Origin of the sequence: Vibrio sp. B1FIG11 (assembly GCF_905175335.1) — a bacterium.
In the GTDB taxonomy this organism is placed as follows: Bacteria; Pseudomonadota; Gammaproteobacteria; order Enterobacterales; family Vibrionaceae; genus Vibrio; species Vibrio campbellii.
Genome location: NZ_HG992751.1, coordinates 1,637,144 through 1,655,826, shown reverse-complemented (window position 1 = coordinate 1,655,826; position 18,683 = coordinate 1,637,144). Strand labels below are relative to the sequence as shown.

19 protein-coding genes and 4 pseudogenes are annotated in these 18,683 nt (G+C 40.4%); 2 read left to right on the top strand and 21 right to left on the bottom strand.

Annotated features, from left to right (window positions below; genetic code table 11):
- Positions 1–574 precede the first annotated feature (574 nt).
- The gene (locus KHO06_RS07590; RefSeq protein WP_212582344.1) at positions 575–1,084 is read right to left on the bottom strand and encodes a hypothetical protein; all 510 of its coding nucleotides are present in this window, start codon (positions 1,082–1,084) and stop codon (positions 575–577) included.
- 132 nt (positions 1,085–1,216) lie between these two features.
- Entirely contained in the window at positions 1,217–1,678 is a 462-nt protein-coding gene (locus KHO06_RS07580) for a PH domain-containing protein (RefSeq protein WP_212582343.1), read from the bottom strand.
- Positions 1,679–1,922: 244 nt separating this feature from the next.
- On the opposite strand from KHO06_RS07580, the gene KHO06_RS07570 reads away from it, so the two are divergent.
- Positions 1,923–2,273, top strand: a complete 351-nt coding sequence (locus tag KHO06_RS07570; protein ID WP_212582342.1) for a hypothetical protein — start codon at positions 1,923–1,925, stop codon at positions 2,271–2,273.
- Positions 2,274–2,446: 173 nt separating this feature from the next.
- Here KHO06_RS07570 and KHO06_RS07560 read toward each other — a convergent pair whose 3' ends face one another.
- From KHO06_RS07560 to KHO06_RS07495, 9 genes and pseudogenes are all read right to left on the bottom strand, one after another.
- On the bottom strand, positions 2,447–2,917 hold the full coding sequence (locus KHO06_RS07560; RefSeq protein ID WP_045399182.1) for a GNAT family N-acetyltransferase: 471 nt from the start codon (positions 2,915–2,917) through the stop codon (positions 2,447–2,449).
- A gap of 47 nt (positions 2,918–2,964) precedes the next feature.
- A pseudogene (locus tag KHO06_RS07555) lies at positions 2,965–3,067 on the bottom strand (DUF3265 domain-containing protein).
- Positions 3,068–3,440: 373 nt separating this feature from the next.
- Positions 3,441–3,566, bottom strand: a complete 126-nt coding sequence (locus KHO06_RS26735; protein ID WP_280519519.1) for a hypothetical protein — start codon at positions 3,564–3,566, stop codon at positions 3,441–3,443.
- A 691-nt stretch (positions 3,567–4,257) separates the two neighbouring features.
- Positions 4,258–4,694, bottom strand: a pseudogene (locus KHO06_RS07540) (GNAT family N-acetyltransferase).
- Positions 4,695–5,320: 626 nt separating this feature from the next.
- Positions 5,321–5,938: a LysE family translocator gene (locus KHO06_RS07525; protein WP_063344807.1), complete on the bottom strand. Its 618-nt coding sequence runs from the start codon at positions 5,936–5,938 to the stop codon at positions 5,321–5,323.
- A 614-nt stretch (positions 5,939–6,552) separates the two neighbouring features.
- The gene (locus KHO06_RS07510; RefSeq protein WP_024701859.1) at positions 6,553–7,197 is read right to left on the bottom strand and encodes a hypothetical protein; all 645 of its coding nucleotides are present in this window, start codon (positions 7,195–7,197) and stop codon (positions 6,553–6,555) included.
- A gap of 209 nt (positions 7,198–7,406) precedes the next feature.
- On the bottom strand, positions 7,407–7,979 hold the full coding sequence (locus tag KHO06_RS07505) for a HEPN domain-containing protein (RefSeq protein WP_212582339.1): 573 nt from the start codon (positions 7,977–7,979) through the stop codon (positions 7,407–7,409).
- A gap of 28 nt (positions 7,980–8,007) precedes the next feature.
- A pseudogene (locus tag KHO06_RS07500) lies at positions 8,008–8,137 on the bottom strand (DUF3265 domain-containing protein).
- A complete protein-coding gene (locus tag KHO06_RS07495) occupies positions 8,115–9,461 on the bottom strand; it encodes a hypothetical protein (protein ID WP_212582338.1) in 1,347 nt (448 codons plus the stop codon). The pseudogene KHO06_RS07500 and the gene KHO06_RS07495 overlap by 23 nt, the downstream one beginning before the upstream one ends.
- A 1,942-nt stretch (positions 9,462–11,403) precedes the next feature.
- On the opposite strand from KHO06_RS07495, the pseudogene KHO06_RS26805 reads away from it, so the two are divergent.
- Positions 11,404–11,686, top strand: a pseudogene (locus KHO06_RS26805) (hypothetical protein).
- A gap of 187 nt (positions 11,687–11,873) precedes the next feature.
- Here the strand turns inward: KHO06_RS26805 and KHO06_RS07480 are convergent.
- From KHO06_RS07480 to KHO06_RS07410, 10 genes are all read right to left on the bottom strand, one after another.
- Positions 11,874–12,239: a hypothetical protein gene (locus KHO06_RS07480; protein ID WP_212582337.1), complete on the bottom strand. Its 366-nt coding sequence runs from the start codon at positions 12,237–12,239 to the stop codon at positions 11,874–11,876.
- Positions 12,236–12,862 carry a hypothetical protein gene (locus KHO06_RS07475; RefSeq protein WP_212582336.1) on the bottom strand — a complete coding sequence of 209 codons (627 nt, stop codon included), beginning with the start codon at positions 12,860–12,862 and terminating at the stop codon, positions 12,236–12,238. Before KHO06_RS07475 ends, KHO06_RS07480 begins: the two co-directional genes overlap by 4 nt.
- A 162-nt stretch (positions 12,863–13,024) precedes the next feature.
- Complete coding sequence (locus KHO06_RS07465; RefSeq protein ID WP_171341893.1) at positions 13,025–13,390, bottom strand: hypothetical protein; 366 nt, start codon at positions 13,388–13,390, stop codon at positions 13,025–13,027.
- 190 nt (positions 13,391–13,580) lie between these two features.
- Positions 13,581–14,690, bottom strand: coding sequence for a DUF4238 domain-containing protein (locus KHO06_RS07455; protein ID WP_212582335.1), 1,110 nt, complete (start codon positions 14,688–14,690; stop codon positions 13,581–13,583).
- Positions 14,691–14,826: 136 nt separating this feature from the next.
- Positions 14,827–15,174: a hypothetical protein gene (locus KHO06_RS07445; RefSeq protein WP_081234920.1), complete on the bottom strand. Its 348-nt coding sequence runs from the start codon at positions 15,172–15,174 to the stop codon at positions 14,827–14,829.
- A gap of 142 nt (positions 15,175–15,316) precedes the next feature.
- Positions 15,317–15,898, bottom strand: coding sequence for a DJ-1/PfpI family protein (locus tag KHO06_RS07435; RefSeq protein WP_050914599.1), 582 nt, complete (start codon positions 15,896–15,898; stop codon positions 15,317–15,319).
- A gap of 148 nt (positions 15,899–16,046) precedes the next feature.
- Positions 16,047–16,730: a hypothetical protein gene (locus KHO06_RS07430; protein ID WP_212582333.1), complete on the bottom strand. Its 684-nt coding sequence runs from the start codon at positions 16,728–16,730 to the stop codon at positions 16,047–16,049.
- Complete coding sequence (locus tag KHO06_RS07425; RefSeq protein WP_212582332.1) at positions 16,717–17,142, bottom strand: hypothetical protein; 426 nt, start codon at positions 17,140–17,142, stop codon at positions 16,717–16,719. Before KHO06_RS07425 ends, KHO06_RS07430 begins: the two co-directional genes overlap by 14 nt.
- Positions 17,143–17,301: 159 nt before the next feature.
- Complete coding sequence (locus KHO06_RS07420; RefSeq protein ID WP_212582331.1) at positions 17,302–17,652, bottom strand: RidA family protein; 351 nt, start codon at positions 17,650–17,652, stop codon at positions 17,302–17,304.
- 136 nt (positions 17,653–17,788) lie between these two features.
- On the bottom strand, positions 17,789–17,965 hold the full coding sequence (locus KHO06_RS07410) for a hypothetical protein (protein ID WP_155394588.1): 177 nt from the start codon (positions 17,963–17,965) through the stop codon (positions 17,789–17,791).
- Positions 17,966–18,683 lie beyond the last annotated feature (718 nt).

The following is an 18,683-nucleotide window of genomic DNA, read 5'->3' as shown; positions in this document are numbered from 1 at the left end:
TTTAGACTTTGCAAACAATAAACTTTATGTGTTTTGATGCACTTAAGTCAGGCGTAGTCTAAAAGCGGCTAATCAATGAAACCACATGGAACAAACAACGCCGCAGAAAACGAACTCACAACACCAAAAAGCGCTTTTGGAAAACCAATATCACAATGCGGACTTTCAACAGAGTCACTGAAACCACATGAATTTACCACTTCAGAGAAAACGTTATTTCAGCGAGTAAATCGGCTTTTGTACCAGCAAACTTAACGAGCAGAGTTTCAACAAAAGAGTTCAGCTCAATTAACCCAAAAGTAGCCACAACAAAGAACAAACCAACCGTTAAAAAGATGCCAATTTTGGATTTTCACCACGCTCGTTAACACTGAAATTGAACGCCGATACGACAATTTCGACTTTGAGCTTTTACCACTAGATCCTGCGATATAGCTGCGTTTTTCCTCTTGCAAACTAACGCCCAATTAAGGTGTGAAGCACGCGACCACAGAAGTTGATTTGACCACCGTAAACGCTGAACTAAACTCAAACCAAAAATTCCAAGCGTGCTGAATCACTCTTAAATTGTTTGTTATGTTCGTTTCAGATCTTTCTTAGCCGAAACTAGAAGCTCTTTCAGAGCTTTGTCATGCTCTTGAAACTCTTGTTCATAAAACTCAAACTTAGGTTCATTGTAATAATCTAATATTTCTCGACTTCTAAGCTTTTGAAGAATATCGACAGAGTTTTGTGATATGTAAAAAGACCCAATGTCAGTAGCTTTACTTAGTGATGAGGATGCCTTTATGTATTTTTGTAGCAACTCACGCTCCCTTTCATCAGAAAGACCAGTACCTTGACCATAATCCTCTTTGTGGACACGAAAATATTTAATCATGTCATAAAGAGCAACTATGATTTCTTCGTATGCTTGCTCACGCCTAGTTATTTGTGACTTGTAACTCTCAAGCTTTAGATCGTACTCGTGCTTCACCGAAGCTTTGAGCCTTTCTAACAACCAATTTCTGCATAAATAAGTAAGCAAAGCTGTCAGGCTAACACTGCTGATCGAACTTATAATTGCTATTAATATATTTTCCATAACACTCCGAGAACATAACGCCCTGTTAAGGTGTGAGCAACGCAATACCGAAGCTGCCACATGCCACCTTAAACACTAAAACCAACGCATAGTAAAAATGCCACGCGTTGCGAATCACTCTTAAACTGTTTGTTATATGTGTTTTTTCTTAAGTTTCTCTACTATACGGACAACTTTTTCCGCTCTGTAGACGTAAGGGATTTCCACACTGCCCCCTGGAGAGTAAAGCCTAACCGTCGCGTAGCCACACAACCAACCCAATATTGGTGTGATTATTTCAATGTTTTCAACACTTTGATATTCAAGAGTGTCATTAACTCGTGGCGAGACACCACGGATTACTGATATTTTGTCGGAAAACAAGGTTACCCTAACGGTAAAAGGGTCAACTATATGGTCTGCATCTCTCAAAACATAAAGAGCAGGAAGAAGCAGCAAACTCAATAAAGTATCTTCCGCTAAGTTTTTCCCCAATAAAGTTCCGACCAACCAATTAAAAACGAGGTACACCAAATAGATTGCTAACAACTTCGAAATTGTCTCAATTGCAGCCTCTAATGCCCTTAGTTTATGAGACGTTTTTAGTTTGCGCATAGTCCTCCAACACATATAACGCCCTGCTAAGGGGTGAGCAACGCAATACGAAAGCCGCCGCAAACCACCTTAATCACTAAAATCAACGCATAGTAAAAATGCCACGCGTTGCGAATCCCTCTTGAGCAGTTTGTTAGTCGCGAGGCACCGAGCGACAATTTTAAGCCGAACTAAACTTTGCGAACAACAAACTTTATGTGCTTTGATGCATTTAAGTCAGGCGTAGTCGCAAAGCAGCTATTCAATGAAACCACTTGGAACAAACAACGCCGTAGAAAACGGGCTGACAACACCCGAAAGCGCTTTTGGAAAGCCAATCTCACAGTGCGGACTTTCAACAAAGTCACTGAAACCACGTGGAACTTACCACACCAGAGAAAACGCCTTTTCAGCGAGTAGGTCAGCTTTTGAACCAACAAACTCACAGAGCAGAGTTGCAAACAAAAACAGACTCTCGATTGCCCTGCTCTGTCAGCACCAAAGAACAAAACAACCGCTAGGACAGTTACAAAACTTTGGACTTAAAACAGCTGAAAATGAGTTTGGACCAACAACGATGAACCTGGGAACCGAACCACAAGCAGCCAAATTTTGAGCTTAGAAACATGATTTTGACAGCTAGCTTTTTCTGGCGACTAACGCCTTGTTAAGGTGTGAGGCACGCAATACCGAAGCCTCCGCATAGCACCTTAACCACTAAAACTAACGCATAGTAAAAATGCCACGCGTGCCGAATCACTCTTGAACAATTTGTTATGTAGCCGACTTTCAGCTTAGTGCTTTCTGCCCAATTAGGATTTTTGGGGCAATACCAGCTTTGCGATACAAACCTAAAGCAGATTCATTGAAGGAATATACTTCTAAAAACAGCTCTTCTCCGCCGTTAGAAATAGCCCTTTCCTCAAATGCCTCTATTAGCGCCAATCCAACGCCTTGGCTTCTAAAGCATGAATCCACTACTATTTGCTCAATGCTCGCGATTTTTCGCTGTTTGAGCGTCCAAGACTTACGAACCCATAGCTCACCAAAAACAAAACCTACTAACTGCCCTTTGCTTTCGGCTACCAGAAAAATCGAGTCTTCACTTTCGATTATCTTGTGTAGGTCTATTTTTTGTTCAATTTCTTCCGGCGATAAGAAGTCATCAGGTAAATTTGCTTGATGATACTCATTAAGCTGAAACTGTAGTTTCTTGATAACACTGATATCTTCAATGCGAGCTTGGCGAATATTTAACATATAAAATCCTTTTAACTTACCGTCTCTCGTGGCTACATAACGCCCTGTTAAGGGGTGAGCAACGCCATACCAAAGCCGCTGCATACCACCTTAAACACTAAAACCAACGCATAGTAAAAATGCCACGCGTTGCGAATCCCTCTTGAACAGTTTGTTAACTGGATTTGCAAAGGCGGAGCGCTTGCTCTCCCGATTTTGCGATAATTACACGCTTATTTCTTGTCAGCGCCTTGAGTTTGTTCATTATTAGGGGTTTCGACTTTTTGGGATAGTCCCATAAAAATTTGATGAACTCGATATCAAACCTTTCATCGCAACCTTCAGCTAAATCTGGACGCTTACTACTTAATAATGTTCTCTTTAGTGCTCGATAGATACAGGTATATCGGTTTACATCTAAGAATATTATTGTGTCACAAGCTTCAAATCTTATATCAAGGTGCCTGATAATTACCATCGATAATCCAACACTCGCTTTCACAAAGACCTTTTTTGAATTTTGATCCAGTCATCTTTTGGAGTTTTAACCCACTGGTTTCCAATATAACTGATCGAGATGATGAACAGGCAAATTCAACTCTGTACCTAATAGTGCCGAAAATGTGGATTTACCCGAACCGCCGGAACCAATGACCGCAATTCTTTTCATCGGACTTACCTCGTCATCAATCCAGTTAACGCCTTGCTAAGGTGTGAGTAACGCAATACAAAAGCTACCGCACGGCGCCTTAATCACCCTAAGCCACCGCAAAGTAAAAATGCCATGCGTTACGAATCACTCTTAAGCAATTTGTTAGTACATGCGCTACTTCCATTTGTGCGCTCCAAGATATTGAAAAGTGGCATAATATGAAAGGCTTTGAACACTGAAGTGAGACGGGCAGCTACAAAACTTTAACCCGATTGAAAGACGGAAGTTGGCTAGAAGAAAAACGCACTGAACTCCCCTACTTTTACTGGCTTCAACTTAGAAAAGGATTCGGTCCTCGTACTCCGACGACAGCATCAATTCCAGCCAAGATTCACTCAGAAGCCGCCACAAAAACGAAGAAGCACCAAAGAAATAGGCTAAGAGTTAGAAGCCGTAAACGGTGAAATCAAAGCGGACACTCCGCATATAGTGCCACCGGAAAGAACGTGAAAGGTACAAACTGAAAGGTGTAAAGACGGGCGCAAAAACAGATAAACACCAAAACTTATGACCTTTGATGCCAAACCCGTACTAACGCCCTGTTAAGGTGTGAGCAACGCCATGCCGATGCCACCACGTACCACCTTAAACACTAAACGCAACGCATAGTAAAAATGCCAAGCGTTGCGAATCACTCTTAAACAGATTGTTAGGCTTGTAGCTCCAACAACTGCTCAGCCCCAGAGCTTTTCACGACTTCAAAGCCCAATTTCAAATACAGTTGCTTAGCTGGATTCGTTTCAATCACGCTTAATCCAACCTTAGATTTCGTTGTTTCCGCTTTAGCAATTAGGTCAAGAATTAGCTTACTGCCTATTTTCAAACCTTGAAACTCTGGAGAGATCTGAATTTGAACTAAATACCAATAGTTTAGTTCTTCGGTGTATGTAGCTTTGAACAACCCAATAGGCTTGCCATTCGATTCAACGATTTGCGCATGAGGAAACTCAAAGCGTATTCGCTTTTCATATTCTTCAGTACTTGTTGGCAGCCGACTTCTTCTAGATACTGCCTCATCGTTTTATCACGTAATGACAGCAAGAAAGGAATATCTGTCTCACTCGCCCGTCTAAGGGAAATATCCATGTTTCCTCCAAAAAGCCTAACGCCCTGTTAAGGGGTGAGCAACGCAATACCGAAGCCGCCGCAAACCACCTTAATCACTAAAACCAACGCATAGTGAAAATGCCACGCGTTGCGAATCCCTCTTGAACAGTTTGTTATGTGCGTACTATTTGTGTTCACTTTTACAGAAATTCACATGTTCGGAACATGGCAACCATTTTGTTTTGTTAACTTCTAGATAAATAGTTGAGTTATTGTCTTGTGACCATTTTTCACCATTATTGCAGTGAATCGTTAATTGATGATGTAACGACACAATATTTACGTGATTTGGTTTATAGATTCTTCCCATTTATTACCTACTTGAAACTTATTGTTTTCAATGAAACAAAGTTGTGCACCTGCTTCTACAGACCGTGCATATCTTACATTTGGATCGCTAGAGCAACCAACTAAGAACAGCATTGCAACAAACGAATATTTTATCTTCATACCTAGATAACCTACTTTTAGCCAAAAGCACATAACGCCCTGTTAAGGTGTGAGCAACGCAATGCCGAGGCTCCCGCATACCACCTTAAACACTAAACGCAACGCATTGTAAAAATGCCACGCGTTGCGAATCACTCTTAAACAGTTTGTTAGTTTTATTGCTGGCGACTCAGTAACAAGCTTGCTCCAGACATAGCCAAAAAAGTTGCACAACCTCTATTGAAGCGCTTTGCCATTTTCGGCTTCGTAAACCATTGCCTTAAGTAAATTCCAAATATCGCATAAATCGATATTGCACCCATTTCTAAAATGAGGAACGTAGCCCCTAAAGCAAAGAACTGTTCATTTACACTCGCTGAAACATCGACGAACTGTGGTAGAAAGGCGGTAAAGATTAAGATCGCCTTTGGATTACCGGCGGCTAGCAAAAATTCTTGTTTAGCCAAACCTAATCGGTTGCGAGTATTTTCTAGTTCAGAAACAGGACTTGCTTCCGAACGCCAAAGATTAAAGGCAATCCACAACAAGTAAGCCGCGCCCACAATTTTAATCGTTAGAAATAGAGTCTCAGAAGCATAGAGCACGACTGCTAAGCCAGAAGCAGCCAAGGCAATCATTACAGCGAATGCAGCAATACGACCAAGCCCAGCAATAAAAGCGGACTTGAAACCGTAACAGCGAGCATTGTTCATGGACAATAGATTGTTTGGACCAGGAGTCATATTGAGCGCAAAACACGCAGGTATAAAGAACAATAACTTCCAGATTTCCACAATATTTCCTCCATAAAACTAACGCCCTGTTAAGGGGTGAGCAACGCAATACCGATGTTGCCGCATACCGCCTTAATCACTTAAACCAACGCATAGTGAAAATGCCACGCGTTGCGAATCCCTCTTGAACAGTTTGTTAGCTGCTCACTATGTCACCACCTTAACAAAGAGAGATATTCCGCCTCTGATAAGATATTACAGTCGCTGATCATGTACTCTTTGGCATTTGGCTTCTCGCTAAAAGTTACAAAAGTATACTTACTAGTAAACCTTTTCCCCTCGACTTTGCAGCTTGCTTTATGCTTTTTCCCTGTCAGAAACGCTTCCGTCAACGAGCCATCATTCTTACGCACATAGCACTTGTTCAAAACAAAACCTTTTTACAAATAAACCATTGATATTATATGGTTATATCCAAATTCTGTACAATGTACACTTTTACATTAATGGAAAAATCAATTCAGGCGTTCCGATTTATTTCATGTGACAGCTAACGCCCTGTTAAGGTGTGAGCAACGCAATACCGAAGTCCCTGCATACCACCTTAAACACTAAACGCAACGCATAGCAAAAATGCCACGCGTTGCGAATCACTCTTAAACAGATTGTTATGCCTATTTTTTGTCGGTAATCGCTGCAATACCACGAATAGTAAATCGACGAGAAAATAAAGGAGATTTGTAGAGCGTTTTAGTTACTTTCTCCGCACTATCAATTAGTGCCTCAATAGCTTCAGCAAGCCCATCGTCTAAATATGCAATTGACTTTTCATTTGCTGTAAAAGGCAAATCAGGATTAATTGTTTCGCATTCAATATGTGGGTGTTCAATTTCTTTTAGGTAGTCGTAGAAGACCTGTTTTGGGACTACAAGCCCATATTCACGCCATGCGTATTTCTTACCCCAGTAGTAACCGTCTTCAGCATCATGCTTTACACGCTCATCATTTTTACCTTTATTGATTGCATGCTTACCTTTAGATTCTTCTTTAGCAAACAACAGGCTAATGATTGGGTTAACTTCTGTATTCTTTGATAATGCGGATAAATCTACAATACGGTTGTCCTCTTCGTCTACGAAGTAACCAATATTGTAACGCTGCCCCTCTTCTACTTCGGGAGCCCCATTAGCAATAAACTTATATACCGTTGGTGTTGTTGCTGGAGTAAAAGAATGAAGGAATTTACCGCCGCCAATCGCTTCAATTCTATAATTTGAAACGATCAAGTCATGTATTGTGTTTAGATCACGAGATTTCATAAGTGCACTGTCCCACTAAAACTATATGCACACATTATATGGGGACTAATTAAGAGTTCTCAAGCGTCGATAGGCATAACGCCGCATTAAGGTGTGAGCAACGCAACCACGAAACCTAGCCATAACACCGTAAACACAAAACCCAACGATGGAATGAAAAGTGCCAAGCGTTGGGAATCACTCTTAAATGCTTTGTTAAGTTTATGATGTCAAAGAATATCCCTAACTGCCGATATCACACCTTTAACTACTATTTCTTGAAACTCTGTGAATGTTAGACGAACTCTTAAAAGCTGCGACCCATCTTTTGAAGACAACACAGATGGTCTAGCATCTGTGGCAAAATCAAAACCCCAATAGTGTCCCTCATGAACAACATCACAACGAATGGTATATAGTGCGCTTACGACTGTATCAAGATCTCGAGGTTTCTTGATAACTTCTATTTTATCAACCAGATTTCTTTGGGTTTGAGCGCAACAAAACGTTTTAAAAAATCGCTTAACATGAAACTTAGAGCGACCTTCTTCATCAGTAGATAAGTGTAGTTTGGAGATATTTTCAGCCGCAACTAGCAGAAAAAGTAACTTTAGAGGATCTCGTCCTGCTGCGATGTCCTCCATTGCACCGGAGATGGTAGAAAGACGCTGTCCCTGATGCATCATGATCTTTGCTCGATGATTTTTGTCTTCAAGGGTAAGTGACTCACATTGTTCGATGAAAGCAACAAGTTCTTCTTCTAAATCAAAATACGGCCTATAAAAATCTAACCATTTATCCACAATATTCTCCAATAAACTTAACGCCCTGTTAAGGGGTGAGCAACGTAATGCCGATACTTCCGCATACCACCTTAAACACCAAACGCAACGCATAGTAAAAATGCCACGCGTTGCGAATCCCTCTTGAACAGTTTGTTAGGAATATGCCTCCACTCCATAAAACATTCTCAGTATAAAGGGGCGAAAGTAAGAATGAGATGTCAAATAGTCAACTCCGAGATAAGGCATATCTCCATGAATCGGATGGTTTTCGAGACCGACTTTTTGACAAAGGTCATAGTCTAATTGCATTACGTCATCATAGAGAACTCTCAATAGTCCTGTTGGTTTTACCAAAAAATTATGACAAAAAACGTCTTCTAAAAGTTCCGACTGATAACTGCTCCAATCAAGAAAGCCCTGATCGATATGACCTTCTTTACCATCAATTGTTTTAGTAGCAGATTCCACAACCCTTCTACCGATTATAAATAGCTGAGAACTCCATACTGAGTATAAATTGGACATAACATATTCAGAATCCTCGGATTTAATACCTTTAGGGATAAGTTCATTGATATTCGGAAGAAAAGCTAATGGATGCGGAATATCTTCTGGTTTTGCTTTGTGACATTCCACTAAATGCTGTGCTCCTCCAACAGCATAAGGGTTCAAGCCAACCAATACTAACGAATTGGTATATGGAAGATGGTCTGCTAACTCTGACCAAGTTTGAGAGCAATAGGTAAAACCATGGATGCCTGCTTCTTCCATTTGTTGTGCTGCTTGAGCAGCAACACTATTAAATTGTTCAATCAACTCAGGGCTTGGGTTCTTGCCTTTTGCTGCATCCCAACGCTCTTCGTCGTATTCCCACACAATTTTACATACACTAAAATTGTTTTCATTAAAAGCTACATTGCTGAACTTAGCTAATTCGGAATCTGTTGGTACCCACAGCTTTAATTTTAATGTAGTAATGTCCTCGGGATCTTCCAACTCAGGTATTAGAGCGACAATCTGGCGATTATCAAACGTTAAGCTCTGTATCACCGCATCTCTAGCGATACGAGTTTTCATTGGTGATATGAGAATATAAACGCTATCTTCTCTACTCATTGCAGGAAATAAGGTAGTCAGGTGGTTTGAATAAGCGAGCAACTCTGTAAACGCCTGTCTCTCTGTTTGAGAGCTTTTCTTTAGTTCGACGATTGCTAGTCCAGTATCACCCGGAAAAGTAGCAAGGAAATCAGCCCTAATCGTAGAGTTTGATTTTTGCTCAAGAGGAACTTCACATCCCATAAGCTCTATACCAAAGAGTTTAGAGTGAAGCTTATTTAACTTTTTGTTAATGCGATTACGGATTAGTGATTGCGCATTCACATCAGATAAGTCGTCTTTAAAGGAAACTTCAACTAAGTCATGAGTTTCATCCAAGAAAGAAGAAAAATTTTCTCTATTTTCCCAGATGTAGTTTTGTATTTCTTTTTCTGAAAATTTCATCCGATTCACCTTATATTCCTAACGCCGCATTAAGGTGTGAGCGGCACTTGGCTATACTTGAGCGAAGCGAAACTGCCAAGCGTTGCGAATCACTCTTAAATGCTTTGTTATAAAGCTATTTCACGAAGGCTTCGTCTAACTGCTTGTAAAGATTTAAAGACTTTTCAGACTCTGTTTTAATGTTTTCGTACAAACTACCTGCGATAACCCTAACTGCATGTTTTTCATTATCGTTTAGGTTCGGGTAATCATATCGTTTCGAAGTTGTCTAAAATTGCCTGCTTTCGAGATTGAAATACTGTCTCTCCACGCTTCTCACACACAAGCTTTAGATGACTTACCCAATCACAGTATGACTTGTCAGGATTCCGCTCACGTTTATTGCATGATTTACAGCAAGGGACAGTATTCCCCGGGTGGTGTAGGCCATATTCGTTCTGTTGAACATAAATACGTGCTCAATTTGTAATTTATCGTGTTTTTCACCACAGTATACTGGCATGATGCGAAATGGACATCTCGTATTTCAAGCCAAATAGCCTTCTTACCTTACCGCTACCCGTGTTAAATGAATGTCCTAAATAATGCTCCCCGACTTTTGTTAGGAAAGCCCTAACAGCAGTATTGGCTGAGTCTGATGCTGTATTGTAAATTGCCATACTTCTTCCTGCTTTATAACGCCCAATTAAGGGGTGAACAACGCCTCCACCCAAACCTAAAGCATTGTGCCATAGACACTAAAATTGAAGTAGAAGCAAAGTGCCAAGCGTTGTGAATCCCTCTTAAATTGCTTGTTATGTGGTGTTTGACGACGGAAGCTCAACTGTCAGAATAAACAAAGTTCATGTCAAATGACTCTGCTTCAACATCAATTACAAAAGTACATGATTCCCATAAAGTTTGACCGTTTTTTATCTGTCTCTTCCTCAATTGAACTAGAACCTTTAATAGTTTTGTATTGGCTGCACCGCCACCAGTAAAACCAATGAACATTCCCACTTTCATCTACATAATCAAACTCAAATGAACACGTATCACCGACTTCGGGTAAAGCTGTTTATTATTATCTGTTTCGAGTTCTCTGGAGATATATCAAACAATATTTGCCCCAATTGTTGATAGAAACTTTCACCAGTCATCTAAGTTACCTCAATTGAAATCGACACTATTACGTGTCACCACATAACGCCCTGTTAAGGGGTGAGCAGCGCAATACCGAAGCCGCCGCATACCACCTTAATCACTTAAACCAACGCATAGTGAAAATGCCACGCGTTGCGAATCCCTCTTGAACAGTTTGTTAGGGGCTTGACCTACAGCAAGAACCATATTAGCTTATAGTTTCAACGTGTTGATGATTCGCTACCAGCTGGTGATTCTAGTTAGTTGTGCCAATACATGGTCGAGAAGACCAATCATAGAACCAATATTCATAGGCATAGACGGAGATATCACCATGATGTTACCTATAACACGTATCACCACGTCTTCATTTCCACTACGCTGATCATTTTGCGGTATTTCTTAACTCTTCCCGACAACGAAAAACGCCACTGCTCTACCTAAATTCAGGCGTTGATCTTACCAAAGTCTTTGAACCAGAGCTAGATTTCCTACGGGACTCCCAAATGGTACTGTACAAAAGTTGTTAAGTACCATTTGGTGAAAAGAGCCCTAACGCCCTGCTAAGGGGTGAGCAACGCAATACCGAAGCCGCCGCATACCACCTTAATCACTAAATTCAACGCATAGTAAAAATGCCACGCGTTGCGAATCCCTCTTGAGCAGTTTGTTAGTCGCGAGGCACCGAGCGACAATTTTAAGCCGAACTAAACTTTGCGAACAACAAAATATATGTGCTTTGATGCACACAAGTCAGGCGTAGTTTCAAAGCGCCTACTCAATGAAACCACTTGGAACATAAAACGCCGTAGAAAACGGACTGACAACACTAACAAGCGCTTTTGGAAAACCAATCTCACAGTGCGGACTTTCAACAAAGTCACTGGAACCACGTGGAACTTACCACACCAGAGAAAACTTCTTTTCAGCGAGTAAATCGGCTTTTGTACCCAACAAACTCACCGAGCGGAGTTGCGACCAAAAACAGACTCTCGATTGCCCTACTCTGTCAGCACCAAAGAACAAAAAACGCTAGGACAATTGCAAAACTTGGACTTAAAACAACTGAAAATGAGTTTGGACCAACGTCGATGAACCTGTGAACCGGACAAACAGTTGCCAAATATTGAGCTTAGAAACATGATTTTGATTGCTAGCTTTTTCTGGCGACTAACGCCGCATTAAGGTGTGAGCAACGCTACCACAAAACTTAACCATACCACCGTAAACACCAAACCCAACGATGGAATGAAAAATGCCAAGCGTTGGGAATCACTCTTAAATGCTTTGTTAGTTGCCTTGTGCTACATTCTCTATTTTCAAAGTAAATAAATGTTGGGTGGATTTCAAATAACGAACAAAGTTTTCTGTTGTGGCTCCGTCCATTTTTCCCATGTGCATATATTTATTACGTTTACTAAGCAAAGAAGATATATCACTTTTTAGGTCTTTAAACTTAACGCTTTTCAAGTAGGTATTGTCAAATGAGTTTTTGAAGAAGCGATTCAAGTATTGATTTATATTAGCTTCCTCAATGTACTCAACAAAATCTTGTCTCAAACTATCTGGTAACAGAGAAAATACGGAGTAGCGCAAATAATTTTCACACGCTAGGGCTAATTCAACAATTGCTCGCTCGACATAATTAAGTCTCATGGACTCCTGCGCATCAAACATAAATTTGACATACATAGGAAAATCCATTTCATTTGTAACTTTTGCTGAACCTTATACCACTGAGCAACACTAACCGGTGCTTTTAACGTAACCTGTATAACGGGATTAGATAAATAAATTCGTTTATTCATATCTCCGGAGACTAAATGTGTTGACCACCCTGATTCATTTGAAAAAGGCTGCGATTTGCCAATTGTCGAATCGTTACAAGTCCAACGCATCATATTAAGCCAGTAAAGAAACGCGCCTTTCGACACTTCAGAGTACGATTGCAGTAAGGATGCTAACTGTGATTGCTGTTCCGTTGAAAAGTGAGAATGATCTATATTGTTAGAACTTAATGATTTTTCTGGTAAGTCTACGTTTTGGTCTTTCAAAACCACACTGACTTGAACCTCATTAACGATATACTCTGTTGCCACTTTGACTGAATCGATCATCCTCCATGATACAGCGCGACATTGACTTTCACCTGTTTCGTATGGGAGCTGAATTTCAACTTCATAATTGTCAAAAGTAAAATGGTGACTTGACCCCATCAGGGCGGCAACCACTCCGAAATTAGGAGTTGTGTAACTATTCCACGATTTCAGTTTGTTCATTCTTATCTCCGAACTTCAACTAGGCAACTAACGCCCTGTTAAGGTGTGAGCAACGCAAGACAAAAGCCTCCGCATACCACCTTAAACACTAAAACCAACGCATGGTAAAAATGCCATGCGTTGCGAATCACTCTTAAACAGTTTGTTATGCTCGTATTTCAGTCAAACTTCTGTAGAGTCAATAATTCTAGTTGTTTGGGATTCACGCACAACGTTTTTAATAATTGACTCTAGCTCACTCCTCGAGTCAAACATGTCACTAGAAGCCAAAATGTTATCTCTAGACATACTTCCATTCATACTCAACATAAAATAAAAGCTCTCCTCTTCTTCCATTTCATATATATGGTAATTCGACTCAGCATTGCCGAACTCTCGAATCTGTTCAATTCTTATCTCAGCATCTTCTTTATTAGAGATAAAGCCGACAAGCAGTGAATCATCTGCCAACTTCAGCGATACATTGTATCCATCACCATAACCTGGCTTTGATATTTCGTATTGAGATTTAATACCATTCTTATCCATTTAGATTCCTCAATAATTTTATGTTTTCGTCATATATGTGGTGATATTACGTGCTCGAATGGTCGCTAGAGCATAACGCCCAATTAAGGTGTGAGGCACGCAATGCCGAAGCTGCCGCATACCACCTTAACCACAAAAACCAACGCATAGTAAAAATGCCACGCGTGCCGAATCACTCTTAAATTGTTTGTTAAAGCTCATTTGCGCGCCGCTGTTCCCTAGCAAATTTTTGGAGTTCTAACATAGCTGACGACACTTCAGGGTCACGTTCTTCGTATATAGTTGACCTACTGCCAGCTCGTTTTAACACTTTGTAGAAACTGGGTTTTGTCGTTAACCTAACCTGCTTAGTGTACGCCATATGACGAGTTCCGAGGTTACCATCGTTATCCGTTATTTCACCAATGTGATCACTGTGCCTTGTATAAATCTTTTGTCCAATGAGAAAAGATTTACCCTCAATGTACGGTTGCATGGAAGTAGAACAATAACCGATTATAGAATTAGAGGATCTTATCTGTAAGTCATTGAGCCAGTCGATATCACTAATAGAAGTGATATCTGAAACAAAAGATTTTCTAGTACCAAATTTATATGACATCGGGTCATATGCACATAAGCAAAGTGTTGGTGAAATTGGCAAATAAAATTGCACACCTTTTGCCATTAAACTACCAATGCCAGGATGTTGTAACTCTCTGTAAAGCCAATTGTATTGCGTAATTGGATGATCGGAGATTATAAACTCACGGTTAGTTTTATTTACTAGTAGATGAAACTTAAGGTCTTCTAGACCTTTTGACATAAGCACCCCACTATACACCCTTTCAGAAATGAAGTTTCTCATGGCATCTTTATCTTTAGGAGCAAGCTTGAACTTTGTTGGATCTTTAATACCAAGATTATTCAAGCGACTTAAGTCAGAAACAATCTCTGAAAAGTGTGCATTTATAAATGCTAACGCATCTTCCTGAGCTTCTACCGTGCGGCTGTGCTGGCAAGCAATAAACTTAATTAATGAAGTATCCTGATCCTGAATTTTGGTAACTTTACCAGATCTGATTTCATTGATTACAACTGAAGCAGGAGCTTCAATTTTACTGCTTAAAAAGTTTTCAACATCATTGTCTTTGTCATAGAAATAATTTTGCATGAAAGCTGAATTGATACTTTGTAACCCGCGAGCGCTATTTCTATGAATGTCATAAACATTAATTTTCTCACTACCATTTGGTGTGGCGTCAAAACCTCTAAGTAAAAACTGTGGCACGTAGTGCTGTTTCTTTGTTATTTGACTCATATATACTCCGAATGAGCTTTAACGCCCTGTTAAGGGGTGAGCAACGCAATACCGAAGTTGCCGCATACCACCTTAACCACCAAAACCAACGCATAGTGAAAATGCCACGCGTTGCGAATCCCTCTTAAACAGATTGTTATACGTTTTGATAGATGTCATGCAGGTACTCTGATTCAATGTCATTTATCAATGAGTCTCCGATGGTCAACTGGATATTCATCGAGCTATCGTCGCTACTAGCTATTGGTCTAACACCATCAAGCACACAAAGCATGCCGAAAACCGACTCTTTGACAACATCCTCGATAAGACCCTGAACCAACACCTTCTCACTTGGGGGCAATGACTTAAACCAATTCGATTGTTCTAGTAAACGCTTATCGGGAGATCTACCAGGTGGTTCCGATAAGTTTTCAATCGTATTTTCTACTGAAGAAGACTCAACAACTTCTTTGATGGCTTTAACAAATTCAACTTTATCCATAATTCCTCAGAAACGTATAACGCCTTGTTAAGGTGTGAGGCACGCAGTACCGAAGCCTCCGCATACCACCTTAACCACTAAACCTGGCGCATAGTAAAAATGCCACGCGTGCCGAATCACTCTTGAACAATTTGTTATGTGTTTAATGAGCACCTTGCTTGTGATAGTTCAGAATAAACTGTTTTTGCTTACGATCTAGCAACTCTAGGGCTTCAGCCACCGCTAACCCAAAATCAACGTACCCATTGGGCATCGCTGTCACTATACGCTTGTCGACTTGAACCAACGACTCTTCATAGATAGCCCCCTCCCAATATGGTCGAGTGAGCAGTACCGAAGATTCTGGGGCATATTTTTCCGTATAATTATGGGTAATTTTAACGCCCTTTAGGATGCCAGCTCTTGCTAAGACTAATACTCCCGCACATATGCCACCAATAACTAGTGATGATTCATAGGCTTTCTGTATGAAACTAGCAATTGGGTCGCTTCCCATTATTGAGTCGGGATTTCCTCCAGGGATCAGAAGAGCTTGATAGTCCGTAATACATATGTCTTCAAAGTTAACAGTGGGGCAAATTCTTAGACCTGATGAATCGGTATGATTGTGGTTCTCTGGGGTGGTGATATCAACTCTCCCATACGCTCCTAAACACTCTATCGCGTACATTACTTCATAGGAAATAGCCCCCGGATAGAGTAAAACCAGTGTTCTCTTTGTCATTATTTCCTCTCTCCGTACGGAACACATAACGCCGCATTAAGGTGTGAGCAACGCTACCACGAAACTTAACCATGCCACCGTAAACACAAAACCCAACGATGGAACGAAAAATGCCAAGCGTTGGGAATCACTCTTAAATGCTTTGTTATCAAGATGGTACGCTACACCACTTTCTAAATTCTTGTTCTAGATGCCTTACAAAACGTTCTTCAACCTCTTGATTTAATGGAGATAACCTAAAGAAAGGATCTGGCCTACCGCTTTTGCTAAAAAAGTCAGCTAGACCTACATGACTACCATTAGATACAAAACTTTTAGATGTTAAACTGCCTAGATCACTAACTAAACCAACAAACGTCCTACCAAGCGAAACACCTAGGTCACTATCATATAGTTTACATTCAATACCACCCCTCAAACTTCGATTATCAGGAAGAACTTTTAATCTCCTAATTGTATCAGCTCGGTCTGTATCGAATATAGATACATCTAGCTCATGTTGTGCACCAGAAGTACCCAAATATTGAACCCCAACATGTATCTCAAATTGCTTTTTATTTAGCTGACAACTAGCGTAAGTAAAGTCTTGAGTTGTAGAACTCATCAACCCCGGGCTACCTCTAAAAACTAATTGTTTCGGATTGGGGCCCGTTTTTATACCTCTAATCTCTACTTTCCCACCAGCTTTCTTAACCGCTTTGACAACTAAACTAAAAACATAGACTTCAAACGCCTTATCACTTGTTTTTCTATTAATTTTCAGTATTTGACCAGTTCTAGGTTTAACAAGTATCTTATCGATCGCATCGACCAAATTTTTATAATTTGCCATCAGCAATCTCCCTAAGTTGCTTTATAACTGAGGTAATTTCTTCTGTAGAATCCGAGTAAGATTGCAGGTTTTCCAAATTGCTACTTTCTGCTTTTGAAAATTCGATCGGGCTACTTTCAACATAGTCCTTTTTCCATTCAATTAAAAAGTCTTGTTTACCAATCAATTCTTTAACGATAGGTTCAATCATAGTTACTGGTTCTAAATATGACACAATCATATCGGTAACAACTTTCAGTGCTTCCTCTGCAGTTAAAGCCACTTGCGCAAGCTCTTTAGCTCTATTTTTTGTTTCAACTTCTTCAACTTTGCCGCGTGCAATCGTAGTCTCAATATCAAATATCAAGCTATCGAAGCCACCTTGCTTTAACTTGCGCATTATTTCATCTAATGCTTCCTTTGCACTTTCCAATTGTTAACTCCCAATTTTAATAAATCTTGATAACGCCAAATTAAGGTGTGAACAACGCTAACCACCCTACCTAAAGCATTGTGCCATAAACACTAAACTGGCTAGAAGTGAAAGTGCCAAGCGTTGTGAATCACTCTTAAATTTATTGTTAGCAGTGTTCTAACGTCTTACCGCTGTTACTGTCACTTCAATAAGTACGTCACCTTCTAACGCAACACCTAGGCACGCTCGTTGAGGCCAGTGTTCTGGATTTTCACCCAACCACTCACACCAGACTTTATCCATTTTAGGTTTATCTGACATATTGGCGATAAACACCTGCGCACTTACTATTTGAGTTTTATCAGAATCCAATTCTTCAAGGTTTTGTTCTATCGTTTCTAGCGTCAGTTTAGTTTGACCAACTATATCCAGAGAAGTGTCTGATGATGTTGCTACCGTCCATACCAAGTCTTTATATGCTGAGGACTTATTTCGACCTTGGTAGACACCCCGCTTCCTTTCGATCATTTTGTTCTCCTTGAACTGCTAACGCCCTGTTAAGGTGTGAGCAATGCAATACCGAAGCCCCTGCATACCACCTTAAACACTGAGCACAACGCATAGTAAAAATGCCACGCGTTGCGAATCGCTCTTAAACAGTTTGTTATGAGTTTCGTTTTCCACTGAAATAGAAGCCTGTCACAGCACCAGTTAATGTACCTACAAACGCCAAAACTTCAGAGAAGTGTTCTTTACTGCCTACTACAGTCATCATTATCGCTGTTGATATTATGTATAGAGCGATGATTGGACCTGTACGGTTCTTTAACCTAGAAGACATTGGCTCTACATTGCAATGTCCTTTGCATACTGAACAAACTAACCCATAAGCTGGAGAATGTTTGAGAATAAAATTACGCCTCGCACAAATTGCACATGAACCTCCATCTTTCCCTGATGTGCAAGTTCCTGTTCCTTTGCAATGCATACACTCATGGAAAGTTACGTCATTTGCCATATCACCTATATCCCTTTATCTGAAGTTTATTAGGAACTCATAACGCGCAGTTAAGGTGTGAGAGACGCAGATCCACCCTAACCTAAAATAAACTCTGATAAATCCGTGCCTATTTGGGCACTAAAACCCCAATGCGTTTCGAATCGGCTTGAACGTCTTGTTATTCCGCAACTAAAGTCGGCTATGTTTACGCCTAATCTTTTGATATGACGAGAAATTTTCGGTATGCAGGCAAAAATCGAAGCCGAAGTATTTGGCAGCTCACTACCTTAAATCGCTTTAGCGTCACTCTTTAATTGCTGCGCCATATTAAGGTGCGCTTAAAGCGCTTTAAGGTTAGCATGGAAATGACCAATATTCGCCCTTTTCGCCGCTTTTCCACCCTATTACCCCGCCACTTTCACTCTTAGGCTACAACCACGTACATCCAGCCTGAGAGATCCGTTGCGGAAATAACGCCCAATTAAGGTGTGAAGCACGCAATGACCAAGCATCTGCATTGCACTTCAACACCAAAAATCACCGCATACCAAAAATGCCA